Here is a 24,836-nt window from a genome sequence, read left to right as displayed (position 1 = left end):
TAGTGGCTCTTTTTGGTATGGGCGAAATTCTTGCAAAATTGGTCTAGAGCGTTTATAATTGGGCTATACCATTGAGAAGAGAAGGAGTTTTGATGATGCAACAAGTTAAGCAGAATATCCACGTTCAAGTTGTTCGTGATCAAACGGCCGGGGGATTAGCCGGATTCAAAGTCTTTCAGGATGCGCTAGAGCATGGCGCGCAAGTACTCGGCCTGGCCACGGGGAGTACGCCCGTCACGATTTACGACGAGTTGACTGCGAGCGAGCTGGACTTTAGCCACCTCACGTCGATTAACTTGGATGAATACGTGGGGTTACCGGCGACCCATCCGCAAAGTTACCATTACTTCATGCAAGAACACCTCTTCAACGCGAAGCCGTTCGCCCACTCCTTTGTACCGGATGGGATGAACCCCAATGCCGAAGACGAGACCCAACTCTACGAAGCCTTGATCAAGGCCAACCCAATCGACTTACAGCTTTTGGGCTTAGGGCAAAACGGGCACATCGGGTTTAACGAACCCGGCACAGCGCCAGATTCTATCACCCACAAGGTCGCATTGACGGCTTCCACGATTGCGGCCAACGCCCGGTTCTTTGAGAACCAGGACGAAGTACCCCGTTACGCCTACTCGATGGGGATTGGGACCATCTTAAAGGCCAAGCAGATTTTGATCGTTGCTTATGGTGCCGCCAAGGCGGATGCTGTGGCGGCGATGCTCCAAGGCCCCGTAACGCCTGACGTGCCGGCCAGCTACCTGCAAACGCACCCCAACGTCCACGTGATTTTGGATCAAGCCGCAGCTAGCAAGTTGAACTAACCAGCCCTAAAAACTGGCATCTGAACTAAAGTTTTCTCCCGCCAATTAACCGAATTATGGTATTCTTGACCTGAAACGATTTTAAGGGGGAAACCGGTATCATGATGCGAACAAAACGATGGCTGATTACCGCGCTGGTAGTAAGTGCGGGTGTCGGCAGTGCGGTAGGGTTGACGAGTCATGCGGCGACAACCACGAACCCACAGAACTTTATTTCCTCATTGAAGAGCCCCGTGCAAACGGTGGCCAATCAATACAAACTTTATCCATCGGTCATGATGGCTCAGGCGGCGTTGGAAAGTGGCTGGGGAACCAGTCAGCTGACGCTGCAAGCCAATAACTACTTTGGTATCAAAGGGAGTTATAACGGCCAATCGGTCACCATGCAGACGTCCGAATACGACGCGAACGGGCAGCTGTACTATACGGATGCTAACTTCCGGAAGTATCCCAACGCTAAGGCGTCCATGACCGATAACGCGAAGTTGTTGCGGAACGGAACCAGTTACAATCCGACCATTTATAGTGGCACTTGGCGCGAGAATGCGGCAACCTATGCCGATGCGGCCAATGCGTTGACCAATACTTACGCCACGGCGCCGACCTATGGCGCGAGTCTGATTGCGTTGATTACGCAGTATAATCTGAGCAGTCTAGACGGCGATGCGGCAGCCAGCAGTTCGAGTTCCAGCGCCAGTTCCAGTTCAAATTCGAGCGATGGTAACAGTGTTACGCCTCAGCCCGTTTATGCCCAAGCGAAGTACCATGGTGCCACGGGTAACCAGATGGGCCGGTTAGGGACCAAGTATCGCAGCTACCGACTGTACAACCACATCAAGGGCACCTGGGCTAAGGTCACCAAGACGGCTTGGACCAAGGTTCACGCCTACGTGGGCCAACCCGTCTACTTTGACATGCGGGGTGTTAAGCAGAACCCGGAGACGGGCAAGAAGACCACTTGGTACCGCGTCCGCTTCAGTACCAGTAAATCCGCAAAAAAGTATTGGGTCTACACCAAGGCCTTAACCTTGCCTAAGGTGACTTATACCAGCGGTCAAGCCAAGGTCAAGCTGAGTGCGACAGCCAAGGGTAGCTACTACGATCACGTCTATAATTCGACGTACTTGGCCAAGTCGCAGGGGAGCCTTAAGGACCTCGCCAATCAGACCTATACGGCGGATAATCAGGCGGTCAAGACCCAAGATGGCGTCGCCAGTACCTGGTACCGAATCAAGGTCGGCGACAAGAAGTACTGGGTCGCGTCGGCCACCCAAAAAGTTAGTCCCGATTACGACTACGCAGCCTATACGGCGGCGAGTGGGACTAAGAAGCTGGGAAAGAAGTTTGCCAAGTACCACCTGTACAACCATGTTAAGAAGACCCACTTTAACCAGGTACAGCTGAAATGGCCGGCTAAGGCTAAGGTGGGCACCAAGGTGACGGTCAATCAGAAGGCCACCAAGCCCAAGTATCAGACGACTTGGTACCGAATTCAATTTAAAGGTGATTCGACCAACTACTGGGTTGACGCTAAGGCGTTAAGCTAAGTAGGGGTAAAATGGCGACGCGAGGGCGGCGCCATTTTTAGTTGGCTTAAAGAAAACCCTAAGTCGTGGGTCAGCCTTTCCGTTTACCCGGTTTTTCTGGTATAATACTACAGATTAAGTCCCGTACCTTTGGGACCGGGAAATATTAAAAAAATGCGTTAGGAAGTTTAATTCAATGGATAATGCCTACAAAATTAAAGTCCAAAATGTGACGAAGGAATACGACCTGTACAAGAGTCAGTCCGAAAAACTCCGTTCATTTTTCTCGTTGAGCAACACGAAGGTGCCGCATTTCTGGTCCCTAATGGGAATCTCACTGGAGGTCAAGTCCGGTGAGACCTTGGGCCTGATTGGGGTTAACGGTTCCGGGAAGTCGACGCTGTCGAACATCATTTCCGGAATCATCCCGCAGACCACCGGGGTCGTGGATGTCCGGGGCGATACCTCGATCATCGCGATTGGGGCCGGCTTACGGGGCAACCTGACGGGGCTGGAGAACATTCGGTTAAAAGCACTGATGCAGGGGCTGACCAATCCCGAGATCGATGCGTTGATGGACGACATCGTCTCCTTTGCGGATATTGGTGATTTCTTGTATCAACCGGTCAAGAGTTACTCCTCCGGGATGAAGTCCCGGTTGGGCTTCTCGATTGCGGTCCACGTGAACCCGGACATCTTGATCATTGATGAAGCCCTGTCCGTGGGGGATGACACCTTCTACCAGAAGTGTGTTGATAAGATTGCGGAATTCAAGGAAGAGGGCAAGACCATCGTCTTCGTCAGTCATTCCTTGAAGCAGATTGAAATCTTATGTGACCGGGTTGCCTGGATCCATTATGGGACCCTGAAGGAAATTGGCGAGACCAAGACCGTGGTCAAGCACTACCGGGCCTTCACCAAGTGGTTCAAGGCGCAGACCAAGAAGGAAAAGAAGCTGTTCCAGCGGCAGATGAAGGAGAACCAAAAGGCCTTTGACATTGACGCCTACCAGAAACAAGTCACGGAAGAACGGCAACAGGCCGAACCGGACCAGCCCAACGTGGCGGCGACCGTTAAGAAGGAATTCTATGGGTCGGTGATTAGCGAAAAGATGAGTCTGGGGAACCGGATCCTGACCACGGTGGTGGGTATCGTGTTTGTCCTGGCTTGCTTGGTGAACGTTTCGGGCCATACGTTGGGCGACGTGGTTCAGCATCCCGGGAATTTAATTCATCCCGAAACGGTGCTGCATGACCCCAACGCCACGAATTCAGTTAAATAATGAGAACTTTATTAGAAAATAGATAGATTTCTATCATTTTTAATGGTATGGTTAACTTACCATTTAATGATCCGCTGTAGTGAATTGAACCCCATGAGGTTGACTACAGAGACTATCTCTCATTTGGTTACAAGGTTACAACACTAAATGGTGACGACCGTCGGGTGGCTCCCGACGGTCTTTTTTTGATGTGTAGTCCATCCGCCTTACCGGGTGCCCAGACAGGGCTGGAACACCGTGGGCACCACTTCGAGCCAAAGAGCGGTCTCGAAGCTGGGCCTTATTCTAAGCTGGCTGAGGAACGCCAACTAAGAATAATCTCACGGCTGAGCCCTGTCTGGGCACCCTCACGGCTTACAATTGAGCATAACTGGTAGTTAGGTGCTGACCACGAGGTCCTGTTGGTCGTGGAGGCTAGTCGGTGAGGGTGGTGTTAACCGAGCCATTTTCTTGGCATAGGTTAAGACTGAGTTTTAAACCTCGTGGTCGTGCGAGGCTTGAAGTCGTGCCTAGTGTTGTGAACTTATCGGTGCCCGGTAAGCGACCATTTTAGGACTAATTCGCGTTTTCCAAAAAAATTTTCAATAAGATGGTCGGCTAAATCAGGGGAGAACTAGAAATGGGTGAAAACGGGAGACCCCTTGGGCGACTAGCGTTGGTGGCTAATCAGTTAGCTAAAAAATGATTTAGTGGACCGGTTATTTGCAGAAATAATTGCGAAAAAACCAAACTTTTTCGCGAAAGGTGTTGACAGCGCTTACAATTATAGGTATATTAGTACTCGTAAGGTATTAATAATTACCTTCTAATCAATTCTCTTTCTCTCTTATGCCGACCACTGCCATTCCCTGGTAGTGGTTTTGTTTTGCCCAAAATGTGGCACCGGCGTTGACCGGTAAGGCGAACGCAACATTCCGGTTAACGGGGTGTGGGGGATGTGCTATGATTTAGATAACGCGAACTAGGAGGGAACCGGCATTGAAGAGTCACGAAACGTTTACCTTAATTGAAGAGATTACCCGACTAGACGGGACTAAGTACATGGAAATCAGTAACATGGTACAGAACGGTCGGGCGGAGTTGGCCGCCGAACGGGGGCTAATCAAGGAAGTGCGCATCTTGCAGCTAAACATCGCGCACACGCCGCACGTTCAAGCGTACGAGGACTACGTGAATGAGCATTACACCATGCCCGACGAAGATTTCACTGAGTTCCAAGAATGGGAAAAGCCTAAGGAACAACAAGAAGAAGTAGCGGCCATCTTACACGAAAACCATATTGGGTAAGTAGCCAACGCAAAAGAAGCACAACGACCGAGGGGCCGCTGTGCTTCTTTTATTTTGGAAAAAACTATCCCTGTTTAGTTTCAACCATTTCAAGCTGGTTAAGGTAGTCGTGGAGAATGCCGTCGCGGAGCCCGGCGTTGGAGAAGGTGATCTGCTGAGAATCGAGCAGACGTATCAGGAGAATCACGGGAATCAATCCCCCGATGATGATGTCGGCCCGTTCCTTAGAGAGCCCCGGGACCTTCTTACGGCCTGCTAGGTCTAAGCCCAACAGGTTGGTCAGGGTGGCGTAGCAGTCTGCCGCTGTGAGCTTATAGCCGTGGACGTCTTCCACGTTGAGGAAGTTCTTCTTCCGGCGGTTGATCTTCGCGAGCGTCCGGTTTGCGCCCCCTAGCCCGATGATGGGCAGGTTAGTGGCTTCGCGTAACCACCAGATGTCGTTGAAGACGTTGTTGACGAAGGTCATGGCACTGAAGAGCGAGTCGGCCGCGACCTTATCGCTTTCCAGGTAGTTCTGCGAGAGGGTGACTGAGCCCAGTGGAATGGAGACCACGTGCTTGAGTTGTTGGTTTTGAACCAAGACCAGTTCGGACGACCCACCGCCCGTGTCGACAATCAAGCCGTTGACCATGGGCAGGGTGTTGACCACGCCTAAGTAATCGTAGCGGGCTTCGGCGGCCCCGGAGATCACGGTCAGGGTCAAGTCGAGTTCCTCCTTGACGCGCTTTAAGAACGCCTTTTGGTTCTTGGCTAGACGGACCGCTGCCGTGGCGACCGCGATGATCTTACGGTTCTTTAACGGGTCGTAGATGGCTTTGAATTCGGTCAGGGCGTCCATGGTCCGGTCAATGGACGCCGCCTGAAGGACCTTTTCGGTACCCATGTTTTCGGATAAGCGCACGTAGCGTTTGAGTTCGTGGACCGTCTTAAAGTGTCCGTGAGCATCGATTTCAGTTACCGTCATCCGGACGGAATTAGACCCTAAATCAATGACGACCAGATTCTTCATGCGTGCGGCCCCCGATCTTGAGTGGATTTCGCTTGGTTCTTAGGACTCAGCATGGGGTGAAATTGGTGCGGTGTTCCCGGTAAATGACCGGTCGACACGTGTTGGGCGTGACTCTTCTGTTCAGCCTGGCGCATGAACGTCTCCTGGGCGTTCAGCGGCTCTAAGCCCCGTCGGTCGATACGGGTAAAGGTCCGGTCGGCTTGTAAGACCCGCGTCTTGACGTTGTCGTGCCACATGGTGGTGAAGATATCGAAGGCGTGTTGCCGGAGAGCTTCGTTAAGAATCGGGAAGAGCAGTTCGACCCGGCGATTCAGGTTCCGGGTCATCAGGTCGGCACTGGCCAGGTACAGTTGCTCGTCGCCGCCGTTGGCGAAGGCGTAGATTCGGCTGTGTTCCAGGTACTGGCCCACGATGGAGTGGACCGTGATGTTCTCACTGATGCCCGGAATCCCCACGTTAAGGCAGCAGATTCCCCGGACAATGAGCCGGAGCTTCACCCCGGCGTGCGAGGCCTCGTACATCTTGGCGATCATGGCAGAGTCGGAGAGGGAATTCATCTTCATCTCCGCCCAGGCTTCCTTGCCAGCCTTAGCGTTGGCGATTTCTTGGTCCAGCTTAGCGTTGATGAACTCCCGAATCCCGTCCGGTGAGATGTGCAACTGGTGGAAGTACGGTGGTTCCGAGTAACCCGACAGCATGTTGAAGATGTTCGAAGCGTCGACCCCCATGTCGGTGTTGGTGGTCAACAAGCCCATGTCGGTGTAGAAATGAGCGGTCACGTCGTTGTAGTTCCCGGTTCCCATGTGCATGTAGCGCCGAATCCCGTCCGGTTCGCGCCGAACGATCAGGGTCAACTTACAGTGGGTCTTCAGGCCAATCAGCCCGTAGATCACGTGACAGCCCATCTTTTCGAGCTGTTGGGCCCAGTGGACGTTGTTTTCTTCATCGAACCGGGCTTTAACTTCGACCAGTACGGTGACCTGTTTGCCGTTCTGAGCGGCTTGCCCCAGGGACTTGATGATGGGCGAGTTTGCGGAGACCCGGTAGAGGGTCATCTTGATGGCTAAGACTTCATCGTCTAGGGAAGCCTGCCGAATCAGCTCGGTCACGGCATCGAAGGAATCGTAAGGGTGTTGCATGATGATGTCGTGGTCACGAATCGTGGCGAAGACGTCATCTTCCCGTCCCATTCCAGGCACCGGGGCGCCCTTAAAGGCTGGGAACTTCTGGTCGTCATGACCGCTGATCTGCTTGGTCCACTTACTAAGGAAGGTCAGGTCAATTGGCCCACCAATGCTGTAAACGGCGTAGGCCGGGACCTTGATGGCCGTGGTCAGGCGTTTGAGTAGCGGTGCGGAGATGCCGCTCTCGACTTCTAGCCGAACGGCGCCCCCGTGTTCCCGTTTTTTGAGTTGGTGTTCCACTTCTTTCAACAGGTCGGAAGTGTCTTCTTCGGCCACGTCTAAGTCCATGTCCCGGATGACCCGGTAGTTAGCGGTCTCTTGGACCTTGTAGCCCATGAAGAGGTTGCCGATGAACGTCTTGATGATATCTTCTAGCATCACGAATTCATTGTCGGCACCCGGTAGGCGTACGGTCCGTGGGAAGATCTCGGGAACCTGGACCGTGGCGAAACGCTTGTCGTGCTTATCACCGTTCTTGTGCAGCCGCAGGGCGATGTTGAGGGTGTTGTTGCCGATGAACGGGAACGGCCGGGAACTGTCGACGGCCATGGGCGTGATGGTCGGGGAGATCTCGTTATTAAAGTAGTTTTCGATAAAGGCGTGCTGCTTGTCCGTGAGCTGGTCAATCGGTTTGAGGTGCACGTTTAAGTTGGCCAGTAAGGGCAGTAACATCCGCGTTAAGGTCGAGTATTGCTTGATGACCTGGTCGTGGGCCTTGGCGTTGACGGCGAGCAGTTGTTCCTCCGCCGTCATCCCCGAAGCGTCGGGTTTAGGGTAGTTGACGGCGGCAAGTTTCGCCAGTGACGCGACCCGAACCATGAAGAATTCGTCAACGTTACTCTGCGTGATACCCAGGAACCGGACCCGTTCTAGGAGTGGGTTGGCCTTATCCCGGGCTTCTTCTAAGACCCGGGCGTTGAAGTCGAGCCAGCTGAGTTCCCGGTTAGTAAAGTTTTGGGGATCGTTAAAGTTGATGGTCATTTATGTAACCTCCTTTGTTTAAATACGGGTTGTAAGCCAAAGACGTCGGTGAAGAAATCGGCCTTGTAGTTGAAGGCCCACCGGACTAATGAGAGGTCGTCGTCACTAAAGGCGGTGATGACCACCTGTGTGGGTTGAACGGACACGGAGATCCGGGCAATGGTCTGCTGGTGAGCGTCGTCGAGAGCGTCAGCGACCCGCAGGATGGCGGCCAGCTTCGCGATTCGCAGACGTTCGTCCGCGCTGAGTTGCCGGAAACGGGCCAGTTCACCACCCGGGGTCCGCGAACTATGGTAGCGTGAGACCGCGGCGATGATCTGCATTTCTTGGTTGGTCAGACCTAACAGCTCCGATTGCTTGAGGATGTAGTCGGAGTGCAGGTAGTGCTCGTGGGTGTCGATGAAGCCGCCGATGTCGTGAACGATGGCGGCGACGTGCAGGAGTAACCGGTCCCGAGCACTTAAGTGGTGTAGGGCCTTGAGCTGATCGAAGAGGTGTAACGTGAACTTCTCGACTAGGGCCATGTGCTGGGGTTCGACCCGGTAGCGGGCCGCCAGAGCGTGGGCGGCGTCGATGATCTGGTCGTTGAAGTCCTTCTTGAGGTAGCCGGCGTCAATCGCCGTTTCCGTGGTCAAGCCATCTAAGACGTTGAGACTGACCAAGTGAATCTGGTCGGCGTGGACCGTCGCGAATAACTTCTGAAGCAACAGGACTTCCGGTAAGACCAAGCCCACGGTATCTTCGTTCAACTGGAGCCGTTCCATCAGGTACTGGTCCGAGGCGTTTAAGGCCTCATCAGTAAAGTCGTGGAACTGCTGCAGCGTCAGGGAACAACTGGTCTTGCCCCGCGGGATGAAGTAGTTGTTCAGCGGCGTGGCCCCGATTAAGATGACCTGGTTATTGACCTGTTGCAACTCGTCGGGGACGAACCGGTAGAAATCGTCGACTTTACTGTTGATATAGTCGTCCAGTACGGCGATGGGGTTCGGGGCGGTCGCCCGCAGGTTCTGTAAGACTTCCTTGATCCGCGTCGGTCCCAGCTTCATGTTGTGGGAAGCCAACAGGCGGGCGTGGTGGAAGAAGGAGAACGTGGTGCTCCCGGAGTTCAGGCCAATGATGGCGGTGTGGTGCTTGACCAGCTTCTTATAAGCGGGGAACTTCAGCGCGATGGCCTCATTGAGGACGAAGGATTCCCGTCCCAATGAGATCCACCGTAAGCGTAAGCCTGTACGGATGTAGAGTTGGTCGGCGATGAAGTCGGCGTTGGGCGCCGAGGAGAGGGCCTGGGAACCCCAGACCTGGTAGCGGGTCACGCCGTAGTCCTTGATGACTTGAAGGAAACCTCGTAAGGCCTCCGCGGCGTCCGCCACGGTCTGTAGTTCGATGTCTTCGTGGTTATAGATGTTCTCCCCGATGGCCACGGTCGAGGTGACGTGCTCGACTTGCTGGCCGGTTTTGAGATTGACAATGGATAGTTCCATGCTGGTCACGTTGACCAGGATAGCGCCAAAATAGGTGTCAGCCATAGTTTCATCTACTTTCTATATAAAGTGCTGGATATGGGGTGCAAAAATCTGTGGAAAAGGTGGCCTCAAGGCTATTGGGTAAAGACCTGATTATCCATGATCAGCTTTTCCAAGTGTTTCTCGGTGCGTTGGCCCTTAGGTGGGAGGGCCTGGTAGTCGCCGTACATGTTGGTTAAAATCGTAGCATAATCGGTGGGAACCTGAACGGATAAGCGCTCAAAGGGAACCGTGGTTAGCTCACTGACCTGCTTAAGTGAAAAGACTTCTTTATTGTAGCTGTACTGCGAAGCGAGGTTCTTAACTTGGGTCAGCTCAGAACAATCCTGATACTTGGTCATCAATGCGTCCCGTTCCAGCTTCAGGGCGTGCACGTCGGCGAGCTGGTCCGCGTCTAAGGACGGTTGGAGCTTTTGTAACGGCGTGCTGACCAGGTGGTACCGTAACTGGAGTAGGATCCGGGTGTTCAGCCATTGAAACTTAGCCAGTTGTTCGCGTTGCAAGGTTGTCTCCGTGGGAATCCGGTCGAGGGGGAAGATGTCGATGAACACGCCTTTGCGGGCGCTATTCACGTTGTTCTTCTCCTCAATGTAGGTCCGCCGGTCGAGTAACTTGGCGTAGCTGAGGCCGTAATAGGGATCGGTGGTCGGCGTCTGCAGGAAGTATGCGCTGTGGGCCAACCGGACGGGTGCGGCCGCGAGTAATTGGTCGTAGTCGGGGCGCAACAGCCCCACGTCGACATCGTCGTCCCAGGGGATGAAGCCCTGGTGGCGAATGGCGCCTAATAGGGAACCGCCCATTAGAAAGTAGGGCAGGTTCAGCTCCCGACAGAGGGTGGTGAATTGTTCCAAGTTGCCTAACTCGACTTGGTGTATCCAATCGATTAAACTGGGCATGATAAGATCCTTTCTGAGTCCCTAACCTCAATAAAGTGGTAAAGTTACCCGATTAGCAAAATAGATTAACCACTAATTGATTTTAATGTTAGGGATGCCTTTCTTTTATTTTACCAAATTCGTGCCGGGATGGGGCGTTCGCGCGAAAAAACTGGTATTTAATGAGCGTAAATGCTAAGATAAAAATCGTATTTTGAGAATTGTAGGTGGGGTAGTATGGCCGAATCAGCGCAACCATTGTTGGACGCTTTTATCGACGTCTACATGAACTCGTTGAAGTACTTGGATGAGTTCGTTTCGGAGCCAGCTAAAGAGTTTCATCTGTCATTTGAACAGTATCTGATTCTGCGGGAAATCACCAAACACCGCAACGTGACGCTAATGGACATTGCTAGTCAGCGTCAGGTCACGCGGAGTGCGATTTCGCGGCAGATTAAAGTGTTGTTACGTCAGGGGTATTTACGTCAGCAGCCCGATGAGAACGATCGTCGCCGGCTGTATCTTTTGGCGACCCCAGCGGGCATCGAAGCCGAGCGGGTGATCCGGCAACGCATCAGCCGACGCTTCCAAGGGTGGGTCGACGTCTACGGTGAAGACCGTGCCCGGGAGATCCTCAAGTTCATCCAGGATTTCAGCCAAGTGACCCGCCTGAAGAAATAGCGTTATCGAAAACCTAGGGGGGCACCCACTAGGTAGAGAAGGAGATTGAAGTCAATGAGCAAAAAGCGCATGAGTGACGAAGAGGCCAAGCGCTGGCGCAAGATTGTCTTCATGGACGACGACCAGGGAGAAAAGCGGCCAGAGCGTCGGGCCCATTCGTACGTCTACGGTGAAGGGACACAATCGTCATCGTGGTGGCAGCGGCTCAAGCGGCGGTTGTCACGACGATAAGCAAAATGGACACGACCCAGCGAATCATGAATTCGTCAGGGTGGTGTCCATTTTTAGTTACGCTTTTGCCACCGGTTCGACGGGGGTAAAGTCATCGACTAATTTCACCACCACGTTCTCACTGCCGCTTAAGAGCTTAGCGACGGGACAGCGACTCTCTGCTAGGGTGACCATGGCTTCAGCCGTCTGGCGGTCAACGCCAGGTAAGCGAATCTCAGCCGTTACGTAGAACTGGAAGCCCCGCCGGTCACGGGCCATCTCGACGATGGTGTGGACCTGTGAGGTGTGCGGCAGGTCACGGCGCTTCTCGATGGCTTCTAAAGTGGCGTTCAGACAAGTGCTGAGCGCCAAGCCCACGAACTGTTCGGGGTTGGCCCCCGGTGCCGCGGATAACGGCGTACTGGTCTTGACGTCCAGACCCCCGGGGACGTAAGATCGACTTTCAAGGCCGTCGTCGTTGTTGGCAACGGTCCGGTACAGGGGTGGAAACTTTTCTCGGTCAATTGGCATCGCTTGCATCTCCTTTGTGGTCTACTTTTAGGGTACGCCGGTTAGGGAGAAAACTCAATCAATTCGCCGTTAAATGATAAGGCTTTCAACTGAAGTGGACCATTACTAAATAATCGGGTAATAAAATGGCTTATCGGGTGATATAACTAGCATGCAACTGCTTGCATCCTGACCTATACCAATTTTAGGTAAACCGGTATAAACTGACGGAACTGTGGGGATGCTGAAACCTAATCGCTGTTAGATTGGGGATTAACGGGGGATCGCAAACTATGTAAATGTTTTGTAATAAATATCAAAAAAGGGTAGACCGCTTAAAGAAATGCGCTTATAATGAATCCAGACAAGCAGTAGAACACTGGCGCAAGTAATTTAGGGGGAGCCATATGTTAGAAAACAAGCTGTCAGACGAAAAACGTCAATTTGAAATGCTCACTTGGCGCGCCCAAAAACACGGCGCCCAAGTCGTTGCCGAAGAACAAATGCGGAAGTTCACGGCAACCATTGAAGAGCAAGAAGCCATCTTGGTGGCAGCGCGATCACGGCGCGCCACGGTGGTTAGTTAAGTCGGTGTGGATGCAGTCGGTTTGAAGACAGAATGTTTAGGTAACCGGTTGGGGTCATGTTAGAGTGCTGGTATAAGGGGACGATGACATGAAACATCCTGGGATGTACTATCTGTGTTACGCAGCGGGTGGACTCTTTGTCGCTGTGATGCTGGTGGCCGTTTACCATTTAGCGATGGTATGGGCTACGGCCAGCAATATGTAACTGCTCAATGACGAAGTGGGGGGCTTGCTAGTAAGCCACCCCACTTTTGGGTATAAAAAAAGCTAGTTACGTTTGAACGCAACCAGCAGAATAGAAGTATGTGTACGGTCTAAGATGGTGTTAATAATGGCAAAATCGCTAATTAACTCCTCCAATAATCATAAACCGCTGCAGGCTCTCACCTGAATATGTAAGTTCATTATAACGTGCGAACCGCAGCCTGTAAACCCAATTTTAAAGAAATGTTTAAAGCTCAAAAATAAGTAAAACGAGTAACGTCACGAGCGCTGGGCATCCTTGCAGCCAAAAAATTTCGTGTTTCGCGGTCAAACTGCCAAAGAGGGCCACGACCACGACGAACAGGAGTAACAACGCAATGGCTAAGTGTTGCGGCTGGCCGGCCAAGAGCCACAGGTTGCCTAAAAGGGCTAGGCCCAACATGCCATTGTAGATTCCCTGGTTAGCCAGGGCAATCCGGGCGTGTGGTTGTTGGACGAAGCGCAGGGGCATGCCGAAAACTTTGGCTTGGCGTTCGGGCTGGCCCCAGATTTCGAGGACCATGATGCCCAGATGTTCCAAGGCAACTAAGATGGTTAGGACGGTGAAGAGGAGATCCATGAGGAATGCCTTCTTTCTAGATGATTGTCATGATAGGATAAACCGTAACTGCTAATTATAAATAATCTTAAAAATAGTTGCTAGATTTAAGATAACTTTTAGCTAAGCGTGTAAAATTATATTATAAAGATATTTATTGCAGGTGCGCTCGAAGATTTAGTCGCATCAATCGCAGAAAATCAAGCTTTCTGAAAGATATGAATGGAGGAATGACTGATGAGACTCCTAGACTTGAGTGGCCAACAATTCGGCAGACTAACGGTTATTAAACGGGACGGCACGGCCAAGAACGGTAACGCGACTTGGTTATGTAAGTGCAGTTGCGGCCAGTTGGTCACGGTCGACAGTTATCGGCTACGCCACGGCATTACGGTGAGCTGCGGGTGTTACCGCCGCGACATCAGTAAAGCCCGGTTGACCAAGGACCCTCGGACCCGTAAGCAGATTGGAAACGCCACGAACCTGCCGTTAGTGGATGGCTCGAACGTGGCTGCCCGGACTAAGCTGAGTTCCCGGAACATTTCCGGGGTCATCGGCGTTAGTTTCGACAAGCGTTCAGGAAAGTGGGCCGCACGTTTATTTTACCACGGGCACTACCTCTTGAATCAAACGTTTAGTGACTTTTACGACGCAGTGGATGCCCGTAAGGCGGCTGAACAGCAGGTGGCTAAGACCCAGGGGGCCACGGTCAACGCTTCCGCTGAGGGCGAATAAAACTCCCGGAACGTCACCAGAACCACCAGTAAAATAGAAGCCAAGTGAAGCCGGTCAGCGATGACCGGCTTTTTTGGGCACTGGGGGAGGGGAGACCTACTGATGTTGGCGTGAGAGTTGACGCTGGCCCGTTAAGATGGGTAAGCTGACCTTAGAGAATTCTGAAGGGATTGATGATGGTGCAGTACCGAGAAGAAGCAGATACTTTAGGAACGGTCAAAGTTCCCGCAACGGCGTTATGGGGGCCGCAGACGGAGCGGAGCCGCCATAACTTTACCACGGGACCGTTGATGCCGTTGCCCGTGATCCGGGCGTTGTTGCAGATCAAGCGCGCCGCTGCGTTGGCCAACCGGGACTTGGGCGAATTAGCGGAGGCCAAAGCCCAACTAATCGTACAGGCGGTGGATACCCTATTGGCGTTGCCGGATGCCCAACTTCGTGGGGACTTTCCGTTGCACGTCTACCAGACGGGGTCGGGGACCCAGACCAACATGAACGTTAACGAGGTCATCGCTCACCAGGCCCTGAAGCTGGATCCGACCGGTGAGTTACAGCCCAATGACGAGGTCAACCACGGGCAGAGTTCCAACGACACCTTCCCCACGGCCATGGCCATTACGGCGCGCGAAGCCGTGCATACAGTAGTCGGTGCGGTCCGGCACTTGGTCGCGGAACTGACCCAGAAGCAACACGCGTACTGGCGGGTGGTCAAGATTGGCCGAACGCACCTGCAGGACGCGACGCCGTTGACGGTGGGCCAAGAAATCAGCGGTTGGGTCAGCACGTTGCAGCATGACCTGACTTACCTGGAAGCCCTCGACCAGACGCTGCTGGAACTCCCGATTGGGGGGACGGCCGTGGGTACGGGGCTGAATGCGGTCCCTGGATTTGCGGAGGAGGTCAGCGACCATTTAAGCGCGGCTTACCAGGAACCCTTTACCGCCAAGACCAATAAGTTCTTTGGCCTCGCGGCGCATTCGGGGTTAAACGTGGTCCACGGGGCACTGAAGACCTTGGCTAGTGACTTGCTGAAGATTGCAAACGATATTCGTTTCTTAGCTAGCGGTCCACGGGCGGGCTACCATGAGTTTCGGATTCCGGCGAATGAACCGGGGTCGTCAATCATGCCGGGGAAGGTCAACCCCACGCAGGCGGAGGCCTTGACCATGGCGGCGACCCGGGTCATGGGTAATGACGTGACCCTCACGATTGCGGCGTCGCAGGGGAACTTCGAGATGAACGTCTATAAGCCCGTGATTATTGCGACGTTCTTGGAATCGACCGACCTCTTGACCGGTACCGTTATGGGGTTCGCGGACAAGTTGGTCCACGGACTGACTGTCGATCAAGCGCGGATGACCCAGTTGGTCGACCAGTCATTGATGACGGTCACGGCCCTCTCGCCGCACATCGGGTACCATGCGAGTGCGGCCATCGCCCAGTTGGCCGACCGCGAGGGGCTGACGTTGCGTGCCGCCGCCCTTAAGTCGGGGAAGGTGACCGCCGAGCAGTTCGCAGCGTGGGTCGACCCGTTGAAGATGACGGGCATTGACCGGTAAGTTAGGCATTAGGCCGTAAAAATCTGAAAACAGCTAAAAAATCTCTGTAAAACCAAAGTAGTTTTACAGAGATTTTTTTAGCTAACAGTGGCCCATTTGGCGCTGAAGATTGAACATAGGCCCTGGGACCCGGTATTTATTAGAACCCAAGCCGCCCCGCCTTACCGGACGATCAGATAAGGCTGGAACGCCGTGGGTCCAGTTCATAGTCTCCAAGCTGGCCTTTTGACGCACGCTTGTTTTTAAGTGCTGTAAATCTCAAAAATGAACGGGTTAGGCTTGGATGTAGGCCAAGATATCGCGAAGGGCTTGGTCAGCTTGCCCCTCGCCATTTAGCGTAAAGCCGTGGTGAACGTTTTGATAGCGGTGGAGGGTGACCGTGCATCCGGCGGCAATTAGGGATTGGCCGAATGACTCGGCTTCCGGCATTAGGGAATCGTGGTCAGCCGTTAGGATAAAGGTCGGTGGGAAGCCGTGGAGGTCCGTGCTGGTGGCTGTGACGGGGGAAATCAGGGGATTACCGGTCTCACCGCTGGGCCGGTAGTAGGCGTTGAAGGTTTCTGCGAGCTCAGGGGAGATGATGGCCCGGGCGCCAGCGGGAAAGGGTTTGTCGGCCGGCTTGGTATCTAGGTCTAAGGCGGGATAGTCGAGAATCACCCGGTCCGCCTTAGGCTGATTGTGCCGCTGAGCCAGGAGTTGCGTCCCAATAGCCAGGTTCCCGCCAGCACTGTGTCCGATGATCGTGGGTGCGCCCAGGGAATGGTACTGAGCCTGTAGAGCTTGGATGACCTGGTACGTGGCCTGTAAGGGCTGGGGAAAAGGATGTTCTGGGGCTAACGGATAGTCGACGTCCAGAACTAGCGCCTGGGTACTGAGACAGAGTTGCTTGGCAAAGAGGTCATCGTAGGCGTTGTGTGGGAAGATAAAGCCACTACCGTGAAGATTGATGATGACCCGTTGTGCGGGGACAAAGTGGGGTTGGTGCCGGTAGACCGGCACGGCGCCGACACTAGTGGGGATCGTAAGGGTCGTGACCTGCTCACTGGCGCCGTCCTGCGGCGTGGGACCGGGCCGCTTAGCTGCCTGTTGTTGTCGAAGCTGTTGTGCGAAATCATGGGGAGTTGTCATGGGTAAAAGACCGCCTTTCAAGTTTTTGCAGATTATCATAGTCCCTGGCTGCGGCGAATGTAAAGGGACTTGTGGGTTTCCCGGAATATGCTATAATGTAACAGTGTTATAGATAGATAATACACTTACGAGGTGAACGAGATGCAGTTTGACGATAAGGTCCCAATCTATTACCAGATTGAGAACTATCTGTACCACCAAATCGTAGCAGGAACGCTGCAACCGGGCGCGAAGTTGCCCGCCGTTCGCCAGTTGGCGGTCGATTTGACCGTGAACGTGAATACGGTTCAGCGGGCGTTGACGGAGATGATTCGACAAGAGATCCTGGAATCTCGCCGGGGACGTGGCAACTTTGTCACGCAGGATACGGCCCGCATCACGGCGCTTAAGCACCGACTCATTACCGACTATATTCAGGAACTTTACACCCAGCTACACGCGTTACAGATGGATGACGCGGAAATCGTGGCGGCAGTTGAGCATTACTTACAGACTAGGGGGAATCAGGGGTGAGCCAATACGTATTAGAGCTAACGGGTGTCCGCTACCGGAAGAATCAGCGGACGATTCTGGACCAGGTGAATCTACGAATCGCGCCGGGCAAAACGGTGGGCCTGTTAGGGGAGAACGGGGCCGGTAAGACCACGCTGATGCGCTTGATCGCCAGCGTAGCCAAGGGGGCGCGGGGAACCATTGCGGTCAACCAGCAGACCCGAGACGTCCAGCGGCGGGCGTTGGTCAGCTTCAGTGAGGGTCTCCAGGGATTTCGCCCGACCCAGAAGTTACGGGAGATTCGGGACTTTTACGTCCGTACCTATCCGGACTTCTCGGCCAAGAAGTATTTAGACTTGGTCACATTCTTACAGATCGACGATGACCAGCGTCTGGCGACCTTATCTAAGGGGACCCGTGAGAAATTCATCATTGCGTTGACGTTGGCGCGGCAGGCCGCCGTGTACTTACTCGATGAACCGTTCAGCGGTATCGACAGTATGAGCCGCAGACGCATTATCAGCAGTATTATCCAGTGGAAACAGCCGGAAGCGGTGCTGATCATCAGTGACCATTACGTGACGGAGATCGCGGCGTTACTGGATGAGGTGGTCATTCTCAAGGACCGGACGATTTGTACCCATAAACGCAGTGACCAGATTCGGCAGGAGTTTAATCTGGGCATTGAAGCCTTTTACGAAAGTGTCTACGAAGGGAGTATTCCGGATGACGAGCTTTAGACGGTTATTCTATGTGACTTGGCAACCTAAATTCCGCAACGCGAACCACTTGTTGTTCTTCAACTTACTGGCGTTGGTCTTGACCATGCTCTACCAGCTGTGGGAAGTCGGATTCGCCGAATTAGAAATGGTGGGGCCCGTTATCCTGTGGGGCGTGGCGTTTGGCCTGTTGACGTTCGGGTGCCTGACTTGGCGCAGCGAGCGTCTGTTAGTGGCGGACAGCTACCGGTTGTTGCCGGCGGGGGATGCTAAATTATACTTCAGCAACTTGGCGTCGTCGTTTGCCATCATGGTGTATTGGGGGCTGATTCAAGCCATCCTGTTGGTCTTGGGGTCGGCCATGAACGGGCGTATCGTCCGTCAGTGGTTCCGCCAAGTTATGCATGTTACCCTGACGGCGCAAGATTGGGACCAGTTGCAGGTCTACGGGGCCAGTATCGTGGCCTACGGGGCGTTGATCCTGCTATGGATCTGGGCCTTTCTCACGTTGATTCACTTTGCGACCAACGCCATTAGTGCTTTTATCCCGGGTCGGTCGCAGAAGGTGATCAAGGCAATCTTAGCGGTGGCCCTGACCTGGATCGTGGTGGTCTTCTTGAGCTGGGTCAGCACGATTGAACTGAAATTCTTCCAGATGATCAACAGTACGGAAACATTTAACTTTGTGTTTGACTTCATCTATCTCGGCTTGGCCGTAGTGGTTGCCAGCTGGCTCAACGTCTACTTGATGCACCGGTGGGTCGAGACGCGACCGGCATCGTAAGATGAGAAGCTGTGCTATCCACTGATGTTGGGTGCAGGTTAACGCTAAAGGGACCGGGTCTTACCTAAATTCTAGGTAAGATCCGGTCCCTTTGTGGTTTAGCCGTGAAGTAGGCGCTTAAGGAATGATGTAGTAGCTAGGTTGCCAAGCGGATTGGCTGAAGACGCCAATGCCGTCGGTCGGGTTTTGAGCGGCCACGTATTGGCCGTTGCCTAGCGAGATCCCGTCGTGGTACGGTGCGCTTTCGGACCCCCAGAAGAGGATGGCACCGGCTGGGGCGTTGGCGACATCGTAGTGGTGTGTGCCCAACTTAGTCTGTTGGTAAGTCGTCCGGGCGCTCAAGCCTAGGGCGTATTGGACCAACCCGGAGCAGTCGAAGCCGGCCATGGAGCTCCCACCGTAAACGTAGGGAACGTTGCTGTTGGCAATCTTCAATGCCGTCGCGACCCCGCCGCCAGTACTTGCGCTGGGTGTGCTGGTAGTGGATGACGTGCTGGACTGCGTGGCGCCGCTAGTTGTGGAATTGGTGGTTCCTGTAGTGGCGTTGGCCTGGGATTGGGTTCCCGCGTTAGTCGTTGCAGTGTGGTGTTTGGTTGCCACACTGGCCGTGGTTGAAGCAGTTGTAGAAGATTGCGTCGCAGCGGCGGAAGATTGGCGCTTGGCCGTGGTCGTCGCCGAGGACTGTTGCTTAGCCGATGCGCTGGATGATTGCTGGGTCTGCGCACTGGAAGCGGCTGAGGCAGTCGACTGTTTAGGCGTCGTCGCTTGTGCCGTTGATTTGGCCGGTGCGGCTGCCGTGGTCGTCGCGCTCTTTTGCGATTGTTTAGCGGTCGTTTGCCCGTCTGGGATCACCAGTTTTTGGTTGATGTAGATTAAGTTGGCGTCGCTGAGCCGGTTGGCCTTAACGATGTCTTGGATGGACACGTGGTGGGTCTGGGAGAAGCCCCAGACTGTGTCGCCAGCTTGAACGTTGACCGTGCTGGCTTGGGCGGTCTGACTGCCGGCCAATAGGAGGGCGGCGGCCCCAAAGGTACTGAGTAGAACTTTCTTCGTCGATGCTTTGATAAAGCGTCACTCCAAATCTAAATAGTTATGGTTTAAGGAACACGTTTTAGTCTAAGCGAAGAATGTCTCACCAAAGTATCAAGGGGATAACAAAGTTAAACGATTTAATGACGGCAGATGTCACGCGATATCAACCCTTTAACCGTCCAATGGTCAGCCTATCGGATGGTTCGATTAGTGAGTAGTCAGTCGGCTAATTGCCGGGTTAATTGGTGTTGGTAGTGTTTGTACAGTAGGGCGTACTTATCCGTGGTGGTGGCTTGCCAAGGCTTCTTGGTCCCGCAGAAATGCAGGCACACGGTGTGGGCGATCACCCAGTCTAAGGACCACTTGCCCTGACTGGTGGTCTGGTAGACCAGGTCCTTGCGTACGTCGTAGTTGTAGAGCACGTCAGCGACTGGCTGGGTGTCCTTGGCGTAGAGCTTGTTGAGGACGTCTTGATCGGGTAAGATCAGCACGTTCTTGTGGGCTCGAATCACGTCGAAGATTTCTTGAGGGTGGACCTGCTGGCGGGCCCGGGCCAGGTTGATCAGCAGCACGCCGGAGTTGAAGTAGTGGGGCGTGGTGGTGTCCAGCCGGAACTGGTTGAGGGTCCCCGTCAGGTTCAAGAAGTCCGTGTGCATAGCCGCGGCGTAAAGTTGCCCCGTCAGGTCGACTTGGTAGAGGGGCGTCAGGTCGTTGATGACCAGGATATCGGCATCCAGGTAGAGAATCTTGTCCAGGTTCTGGGGAAGCAGCTCACTGGCTAGCAACCGGTAGTAGATTGACTTGGGATAACGGTCGGAGACGGGCGCGTCGTTGAAGACGGCGTCGTCGACCAGTACCGGGTGGTAGGTCATGTGCCAACGGGCTAGGGTGGACTTGAGATGGGCCGCCTGTTGCAACGGCTGGTCTTGAAGGACGTAGACGTCGTAGGTGTTGGTGGTTGGGCTATTCCGGAAAATAGAGAAGAGTGTGACCAGCATGTGTTCAGCGAATTTATCATCAACGGCAAACAGTAGATTTAGGTGCATGGGAAACCTCCTTGTGGAAAAGTAACTACCTCAAGTTTAGCTTACTACTGTGACCCGCGCGAGAATTTTGACCGCCCGTGCTTTCCCCGTAAAAAGCCCCCGACCACGTGGCAGTAGTCGGGGGCAAAAGGCGCCAGGCACCCTTAGACTTTTAGAAAGGTGTGCCCAATGGCTAATTTGACGATGGTTTGCAGCGTGTCGAAGTCGCGCTTGTTGAGTAACACGGCGTCGTGATTACCGTCAGTTGAAGTCAGGTGAATGGCTTGATGCGTCTGCGCAATTTGTTGCATTAAGGGTTCCAAGTCGCTTTGCGATGATTTGAGAATTGTGGATTTTTTCATGTTGCCGTTACCTCCCGGGTTCTATTCAGTGACCCTATTCTAACGTGAAGCACCCTCAATATCATGGGCAGAAGCTTCCACTGGACGGGGATGTGTGGGTGAGGCAACCAACTGGGCATTTCGGGAGGATGGCGTCTCAAAAACGCCCTCAGGCCGTGCGTGATGCGGGGCCTGGGGGCATTTGGAGTGGCAATGGGTTAATGGCTGGGCTGGACTTCGCGGTTCAAGTTAGCCTGGTGGACCGCTTGTTGGGTACTGGTAATCAGCTTGGCCAGGAGATCTTGGTCGATCTGCTTGTCATGGTTCCAGGTACACCCGACTTTGAGGGTGAACGGGCAGGTCAGGTAGTCTTCGGGGACTAATTTGAAGGCGGGAGTGATCAGTGACTCGGGGAGCAGGGCCACGGCGATGCCGGCTTGAACGCAGGTCGCGAGGTTGTCCATCATGGTGCTGGTGAAGGTGACCTGGAAGTTCTTCTTGCTCTTGCGTAGCGAGTAAAGGGCGAAGTCGTTCATGACGCAGTTATCGGCGAACAGGGCCACGGGTAACGGCGATTGAGGGTCGGGCGTGAAGTTTTGTGCGCAGACCCAGTGAAGGGGCTCCTCCCAGAGAAAGACGTCGTCATGATATTGCGCCTCCATGGCCGCGATAGAGAAGTTGACTTCGCCAGTATCGAGTTGTTGGCGCAGTTGGCGACTCCGGGAACAGACGGTGGAGAACTCAAAGTCGGGGAGGTGCTTTTGCAAGAGGGGGTGCAGGTACTGTGCGTAGAAGGGCGCGTAGTCCGTGGGAACGCCAATCGCTAATTTACCGGCCCAGTCGTCGGCCCGGAGCTTTTTAACGGCGTTGTTGTTGAGGTCTAGGATCTGGTTGGCGTAGGTCATCAGGGTCTGACCTTGCTTGGTGAGGGTCAACGCATCCTTGTTTCGAATGAAGAGTTGCGCCCCCACCCGCTGCTCCAATTTCTTGATCTGGGTGCTGACGGCCGAGTGGGAGAGGTAGACGATTTCGGAAGTGGTGGTCAGCTTACCGGTCTTGGCCGCAATCACGAAGGTGTGGAGATAATCGATATTTAAGTATTGAGACATGAAAATCGCTCCTTAATGTAAGCGCTTAGCTAAACTATTAGTATAACACTTCACATAAGGAAAGCGACTTTGCGTTTTTTATACAAGGGTTGGATGAGAATGAAACGTTGTTAGACGGGGATGTTCAAAAATAGTGAATCCTGGATTTATTTTGATTTGATTGATAGTTCACAAGTTCTGCTAAATAATAATAAGTGCATTAGGGCAACACGTATTTTACAAAAATAATTTAGGAGGAACCTCACATGACTACTATCCCAGATAAGATGAAAGGCGTTTACTTGACCGGCTTCGGTGGCTTCGAAAAATTGGCTTACCACACGGACATCCCTGTACCGACCCCTAAGAAGGGTGAAGTCCTAATCAAGATTGGCGCTGCGGCGGTCAACAATACGGATATCAACACGCGAATCGGTTGGTACTCGAAGAACGTCGAATCTGGTACCAATAAAGGCGGGAGCACGGGCTTCAAGGACGTCAACCAGGACGGTTCTTGGCTGGGTCAAGCCTTGGAATTCCCACGGATTCAAGGGGCCGATGGTGCTGGGACGATCGTTGCGGTCGGTGACGGTGTCGATCAAAAGCGGGTCGGTCAACGGGTCATGGTCCGCAGTGTGCAGGCGCGGCCATCGACGAAGAAGGGGATTGAATGCATCACGTTCGGTTCCGAATGCGATGGGAGTTTTGCAGAATACGCCACGGCGCTGGATAGTGAGACCTTTGCCATCAACTCTGACCTGTCTGACCAAGAATTAGCCACGTTCCCGTGCTCATACGGAACGGCTAATAATCTGGTTTGGCGTGTCGGCGTTAAGGCTAACGATACGGTCTTCATCACGGGGGCTTCCGGTGGGGTCGGTTCCGCACTGGTTCAACTGGCGAAAGTCCGGGGTGCTAAGGTCATCGGTGTGGTTGATCCGGGTCAGGAAGACCGGGTCTTAGGCTACGGTGCTGATGAAGTCCTGCACCGGGGCGACGACTTCGTTGAGAAGCTAGGCGAGATGTCAGTTGACGTGGTCTTAGACATGGTTGCCGGTGAGAGCTGGCCACAACTCTTGAAGCTCTTGAAGAAGGGCGGCAAGTACGGTGTCTGTGGTGCCATTGGTGGCCCAGTTGTGAAGTTTGACGTCCGGGATGCTTACCTGAAGGACTTGAGCTTGTTCGGGACCACGTATCAATCAACGGAATCCTTCGAAGAACTGATTAAGTACATCGAAGACGGCAAGATCAAGCCGGTCGTTGCTAAGGAATTTGAGTTATCCGATATCGTAGCGGCCCAAAAGGCCTTCCTCTCCAAGAAGTACATCGGTAAGATCGTCTTGAACGTCGCCCATGAGTAATGATGGAGCGGACCAAGCATCGTCTGCGGGCCCATTTTCTCCAGTTGTTACCATCGACCATTACGGCCCAACAGTGGCCGTTGGTCTTGACCGTGACCTTCTTCGGCAGTGCCGTCTATAAGGTCACGAACTTACGGGAGGTTTTTTACCACCAGATGCAAGTGGCGTTGCACCTCTCGAACTTGCAGATTGGGATGCTGGCCAGCGTTGTGGGAATCACCAGCGTGGTCAGTAACCTCTTTGGCGGCTACTTGGCAGACCGGGTACAGCCCCGGTACTTGATTAGTAGCGCGGCGTTTGTGAGTAGCCTGTTAACACTGATCTACTTGAGCTACCCGCCGTTTTGGGGGCTCATCGGGGTCCATATCGGCATCACGATTTGCGGGATGCTATTGTTCTGGGCGAGTTACATTCGCTTGATTGGTCGACTAGGACAGGTCAACCAGACTTCGGTCTACGGGCTGGTCGAAGGGGTGCGTTCCCTGTTGGGCATCATCTTGCCACTCGGCGCGATCGGGTTAGTGAACGTGATGGCGACGGCTCGCTTAGGCTTGCGAGCGGCGCTGTTCTACTACGCGGGATGCTTCGCTTTATCGGGAGTGGCAGCTTTGAAATGGCTACCGGATGAACCGCGGATCGCACAATCCCGGCACGGTGCGACGCAACGAGGCGCTTACCGTCAGCTCTTCGGACACCCCCAGCTTTACCTGATTATCTTAGTGGTGTTCGGAACCTATGCGGTCTTTGGGTTGATGTCCTATACAACGCCGTATATGACGTTGTCCCACCAATTCTCACCCCAAGTAGTCAGCATTGTGGCAATTATCCGCCAATACGGTGTGGGGTGTCTCTCCATGCCGTTATTTGGCTATCTAAGCCGACACGTGCAGTCGCCGACGAAGGTCATCTGGTGGGGGCTTTGGGGCTTGTTGCTGGCGGTCAGTGGCTTGTTAGTGAGCCAGTCGGCTGTAAGTTTAGTGTTGAGTATTGGTCTGATTGGCTTCCTAGATAACGGAATTCGCGGGATCTACTTTGCCACGCAGGCTGAAATGCATCTGCCGGCCGCCGTGATGGGCGTGTCCGCCGGACTGATCTCCGGTTTAGGGTTCAGCCCCGACGTGGTGTCCTTTCTAGTCGTCGGCCGGTGGTTGGACCGCTTGGCCCCCGCAACGGCGTACCGATTGGTCTGGTGGACCATGTTGGGCGCGGTGGTGCTGGCTTTGTTAGCTGCGAGCGGATTATGGATTTTGAAAACGTATCATGAGTGTCACAGAAACGGGAAGGAATGACAACT

Annotated in this window: 25 protein-coding genes; 14 read left to right on the top strand and 11 right to left on the bottom strand. The window is 53.6% G+C overall.

Annotation, left to right across the window (positions count from 1 at the left end; translation table 11 throughout):
- Positions 1-116: 116 nt before the first annotated feature.
- The 4 genes from RIN67_RS09580 (at position 117) to RIN67_RS09565 (ending at position 4,916) form a co-directional block, all read left to right on the top strand.
- Positions 117-821, top strand: a complete 705-nt coding sequence (locus RIN67_RS09580) for a glucosamine-6-phosphate deaminase (protein ID WP_024747708.1) — start codon at positions 117-119, stop codon at positions 819-821.
- Positions 822-922: 101 nt separating this feature from the next.
- Complete coding sequence (locus RIN67_RS09575) at positions 923-2,368, top strand: glycoside hydrolase family 73 protein (RefSeq protein ID WP_264999386.1); 1,446 nt, start codon at positions 923-925, stop codon at positions 2,366-2,368.
- A 175-nt stretch (positions 2,369-2,543) separates the two neighbouring features.
- Positions 2,544-3,629 (top strand): ABC transporter ATP-binding protein, encoded by a 1,086-nt coding sequence (locus RIN67_RS09570; protein ID WP_264999385.1) that lies wholly within the window; start codon positions 2,544-2,546, stop codon positions 3,627-3,629.
- A 978-nt stretch (positions 3,630-4,607) separates the two neighbouring features.
- The gene (locus RIN67_RS09565; RefSeq protein WP_024747711.1) at positions 4,608-4,916 is read left to right on the top strand and encodes a hypothetical protein; all 309 of its coding nucleotides are present in this window, start codon (positions 4,608-4,610) and stop codon (positions 4,914-4,916) included.
- A 64-nt stretch (positions 4,917-4,980) separates the two neighbouring features.
- Here the strand turns inward: RIN67_RS09565 and RIN67_RS09560 are convergent, their stop codons facing one another.
- The 4 genes from RIN67_RS09560 to RIN67_RS09545 all read right to left on the bottom strand — a co-directional run bounded on the left by RIN67_RS09560 (position 4,981) and on the right by RIN67_RS09545 (position 10,509).
- Positions 4,981-5,925, bottom strand: a complete 945-nt coding sequence (locus tag RIN67_RS09560) for a Ppx/GppA family phosphatase (protein ID WP_264999384.1) — start codon at positions 5,923-5,925, stop codon at positions 4,981-4,983.
- Positions 5,922-8,084: an RNA degradosome polyphosphate kinase gene (locus RIN67_RS09555; protein WP_390894546.1), complete on the bottom strand. Its 2,163-nt coding sequence runs from the start codon at positions 8,082-8,084 to the stop codon at positions 5,922-5,924. The genes RIN67_RS09560 and RIN67_RS09555 overlap by 4 nt, the downstream gene beginning before the upstream one ends.
- A 2-nt stretch (positions 8,085-8,086) precedes the next feature.
- Positions 8,087-9,616 (bottom strand): HD domain-containing protein, encoded by a 1,530-nt coding sequence (locus RIN67_RS09550; RefSeq protein WP_264999382.1) that lies wholly within the window; start codon positions 9,614-9,616, stop codon positions 8,087-8,089.
- Positions 9,617-9,687: 71 nt separating this feature from the next.
- Positions 9,688-10,509, bottom strand: a complete 822-nt coding sequence (locus RIN67_RS09545) for a LicD family protein (RefSeq protein ID WP_264999381.1) — start codon at positions 10,507-10,509, stop codon at positions 9,688-9,690.
- A 216-nt stretch (positions 10,510-10,725) separates the two neighbouring features.
- Here RIN67_RS09545 and RIN67_RS09540 point away from each other — a divergent pair, with 216 nt between their 5' ends.
- Together RIN67_RS09540 and RIN67_RS09535 are read left to right on the top strand one after the other, a co-directional pair.
- Entirely contained in the window at positions 10,726-11,169 is a 444-nt protein-coding gene (locus tag RIN67_RS09540) for a MarR family winged helix-turn-helix transcriptional regulator (RefSeq protein ID WP_024747716.1), read from the top strand.
- A 54-nt stretch (positions 11,170-11,223) separates the two neighbouring features.
- Complete coding sequence (locus tag RIN67_RS09535) at positions 11,224-11,400, top strand: hypothetical protein (protein ID WP_162832741.1); 177 nt, start codon at positions 11,224-11,226, stop codon at positions 11,398-11,400.
- Between the two features lie 57 nt (positions 11,401-11,457).
- Here the strand turns inward: RIN67_RS09535 and RIN67_RS09530 are convergent, their stop codons facing one another.
- A complete protein-coding gene (locus RIN67_RS09530; protein WP_264999380.1) occupies positions 11,458-11,910 on the bottom strand; it encodes an OsmC family protein in 453 nt (150 codons plus the stop codon).
- Positions 11,911-12,296: 386 nt separating this feature from the next.
- On the opposite strand from RIN67_RS09530, the gene RIN67_RS09525 reads away from it, so the two are divergent.
- Entirely contained in the window at positions 12,297-12,476 is a 180-nt protein-coding gene (locus RIN67_RS09525; protein ID WP_024747718.1) for a hypothetical protein, read from the top strand.
- A 451-nt stretch (positions 12,477-12,927) separates the two neighbouring features.
- On the opposite strand, the gene RIN67_RS09520 is transcribed toward RIN67_RS09525, so the two are convergent.
- Entirely contained in the window at positions 12,928-13,299 is a 372-nt protein-coding gene (locus tag RIN67_RS09520; RefSeq protein ID WP_264999379.1) for a DUF1304 family protein, read from the bottom strand.
- Positions 13,300-13,515: 216 nt separating this feature from the next.
- Here RIN67_RS09520 and RIN67_RS09515 point away from each other — a divergent pair, with 216 nt between their 5' ends.
- Positions 13,516-14,013: an alcohol dehydrogenase gene (locus tag RIN67_RS09515; RefSeq protein WP_264999378.1), complete on the top strand. Its 498-nt coding sequence runs from the start codon at positions 13,516-13,518 to the stop codon at positions 14,011-14,013.
- Positions 14,014-14,189: 176 nt separating this feature from the next.
- Positions 14,190-15,572: a class II fumarate hydratase gene (locus RIN67_RS09510; RefSeq protein WP_264999377.1), complete on the top strand. Its 1,383-nt coding sequence runs from the start codon at positions 14,190-14,192 to the stop codon at positions 15,570-15,572.
- Between the two features lie 273 nt (positions 15,573-15,845).
- On the opposite strand, the gene RIN67_RS09505 is transcribed toward RIN67_RS09510, so the two are convergent.
- Complete coding sequence (locus RIN67_RS09505; protein WP_264999376.1) at positions 15,846-16,700, bottom strand: alpha/beta hydrolase; 855 nt, start codon at positions 16,698-16,700, stop codon at positions 15,846-15,848.
- Positions 16,701-16,841: 141 nt separating this feature from the next.
- Between RIN67_RS09505 and RIN67_RS09500 the strand changes: the two genes are divergently transcribed.
- The 3 genes from RIN67_RS09500 to RIN67_RS09490 are packed head-to-tail and all read left to right on the top strand — an operon-like array spanning position 16,842 to position 18,695.
- A complete protein-coding gene (locus tag RIN67_RS09500) occupies positions 16,842-17,213 on the top strand; it encodes a GntR family transcriptional regulator (protein WP_024747722.1) in 372 nt (123 codons plus the stop codon).
- A complete protein-coding gene (locus tag RIN67_RS09495) occupies positions 17,210-17,932 on the top strand; it encodes an ATP-binding cassette domain-containing protein (protein ID WP_264999375.1) in 723 nt (240 codons plus the stop codon). Before RIN67_RS09500 ends, RIN67_RS09495 begins: the two co-directional genes overlap by 4 nt.
- Positions 17,919-18,695, top strand: coding sequence for a hypothetical protein (locus tag RIN67_RS09490; protein WP_107739682.1), 777 nt, complete (start codon positions 17,919-17,921; stop codon positions 18,693-18,695). Before RIN67_RS09495 ends, RIN67_RS09490 begins: the two co-directional genes overlap by 14 nt.
- A gap of 117 nt (positions 18,696-18,812) precedes the next feature.
- On the opposite strand, the gene RIN67_RS09485 is transcribed toward RIN67_RS09490, so the two are convergent.
- The 4 genes from RIN67_RS09485 to RIN67_RS09470 form a co-directional block, all read right to left on the bottom strand.
- Positions 18,813-19,703 carry a C40 family peptidase gene (locus tag RIN67_RS09485; protein WP_264999374.1) on the bottom strand — a complete coding sequence of 297 codons (891 nt, stop codon included), beginning with the start codon at positions 19,701-19,703 and terminating at the stop codon, positions 18,813-18,815.
- 242 nt (positions 19,704-19,945) lie between these two features.
- The gene (locus tag RIN67_RS09480; RefSeq protein ID WP_264999373.1) at positions 19,946-20,773 is read right to left on the bottom strand and encodes a glycosyltransferase family 8 protein; all 828 of its coding nucleotides are present in this window, start codon (positions 20,771-20,773) and stop codon (positions 19,946-19,948) included.
- A gap of 143 nt (positions 20,774-20,916) precedes the next feature.
- The gene (locus RIN67_RS09475) at positions 20,917-21,114 is read right to left on the bottom strand and encodes a hypothetical protein (protein WP_264999372.1); all 198 of its coding nucleotides are present in this window, start codon (positions 21,112-21,114) and stop codon (positions 20,917-20,919) included.
- 197 nt (positions 21,115-21,311) lie between these two features.
- Complete coding sequence (locus RIN67_RS09470; protein ID WP_313825900.1) at positions 21,312-22,202, bottom strand: LysR family transcriptional regulator; 891 nt, start codon at positions 22,200-22,202, stop codon at positions 21,312-21,314.
- Between the two features lie 245 nt (positions 22,203-22,447).
- Here RIN67_RS09470 and RIN67_RS09465 point away from each other — a divergent pair, with 245 nt between their 5' ends.
- Both RIN67_RS09465 and RIN67_RS09460 read left to right on the top strand, forming a co-directional pair.
- Entirely contained in the window at positions 22,448-23,542 is a 1,095-nt protein-coding gene (locus RIN67_RS09465; RefSeq protein WP_264999370.1) for an alcohol dehydrogenase family protein, read from the top strand.
- Positions 23,542-24,831 (top strand): MFS transporter, encoded by a 1,290-nt coding sequence (locus RIN67_RS09460; protein ID WP_264999369.1) that lies wholly within the window; start codon positions 23,542-23,544, stop codon positions 24,829-24,831. Before RIN67_RS09465 ends, RIN67_RS09460 begins: the two co-directional genes overlap by 1 nt.
- Positions 24,832-24,836 lie beyond the last annotated feature (5 nt).

Origin of the sequence: Levilactobacillus namurensis (assembly GCF_032197885.1) — a bacterium.
GTDB classification, from domain to species: domain Bacteria; phylum Bacillota; class Bacilli; order Lactobacillales; family Lactobacillaceae; genus Levilactobacillus; species Levilactobacillus namurensis_A.
The sequence above is the reverse complement of the archived record's forward strand: the minus strand, read 5'-3'. Positions and strand labels throughout refer to the sequence as shown.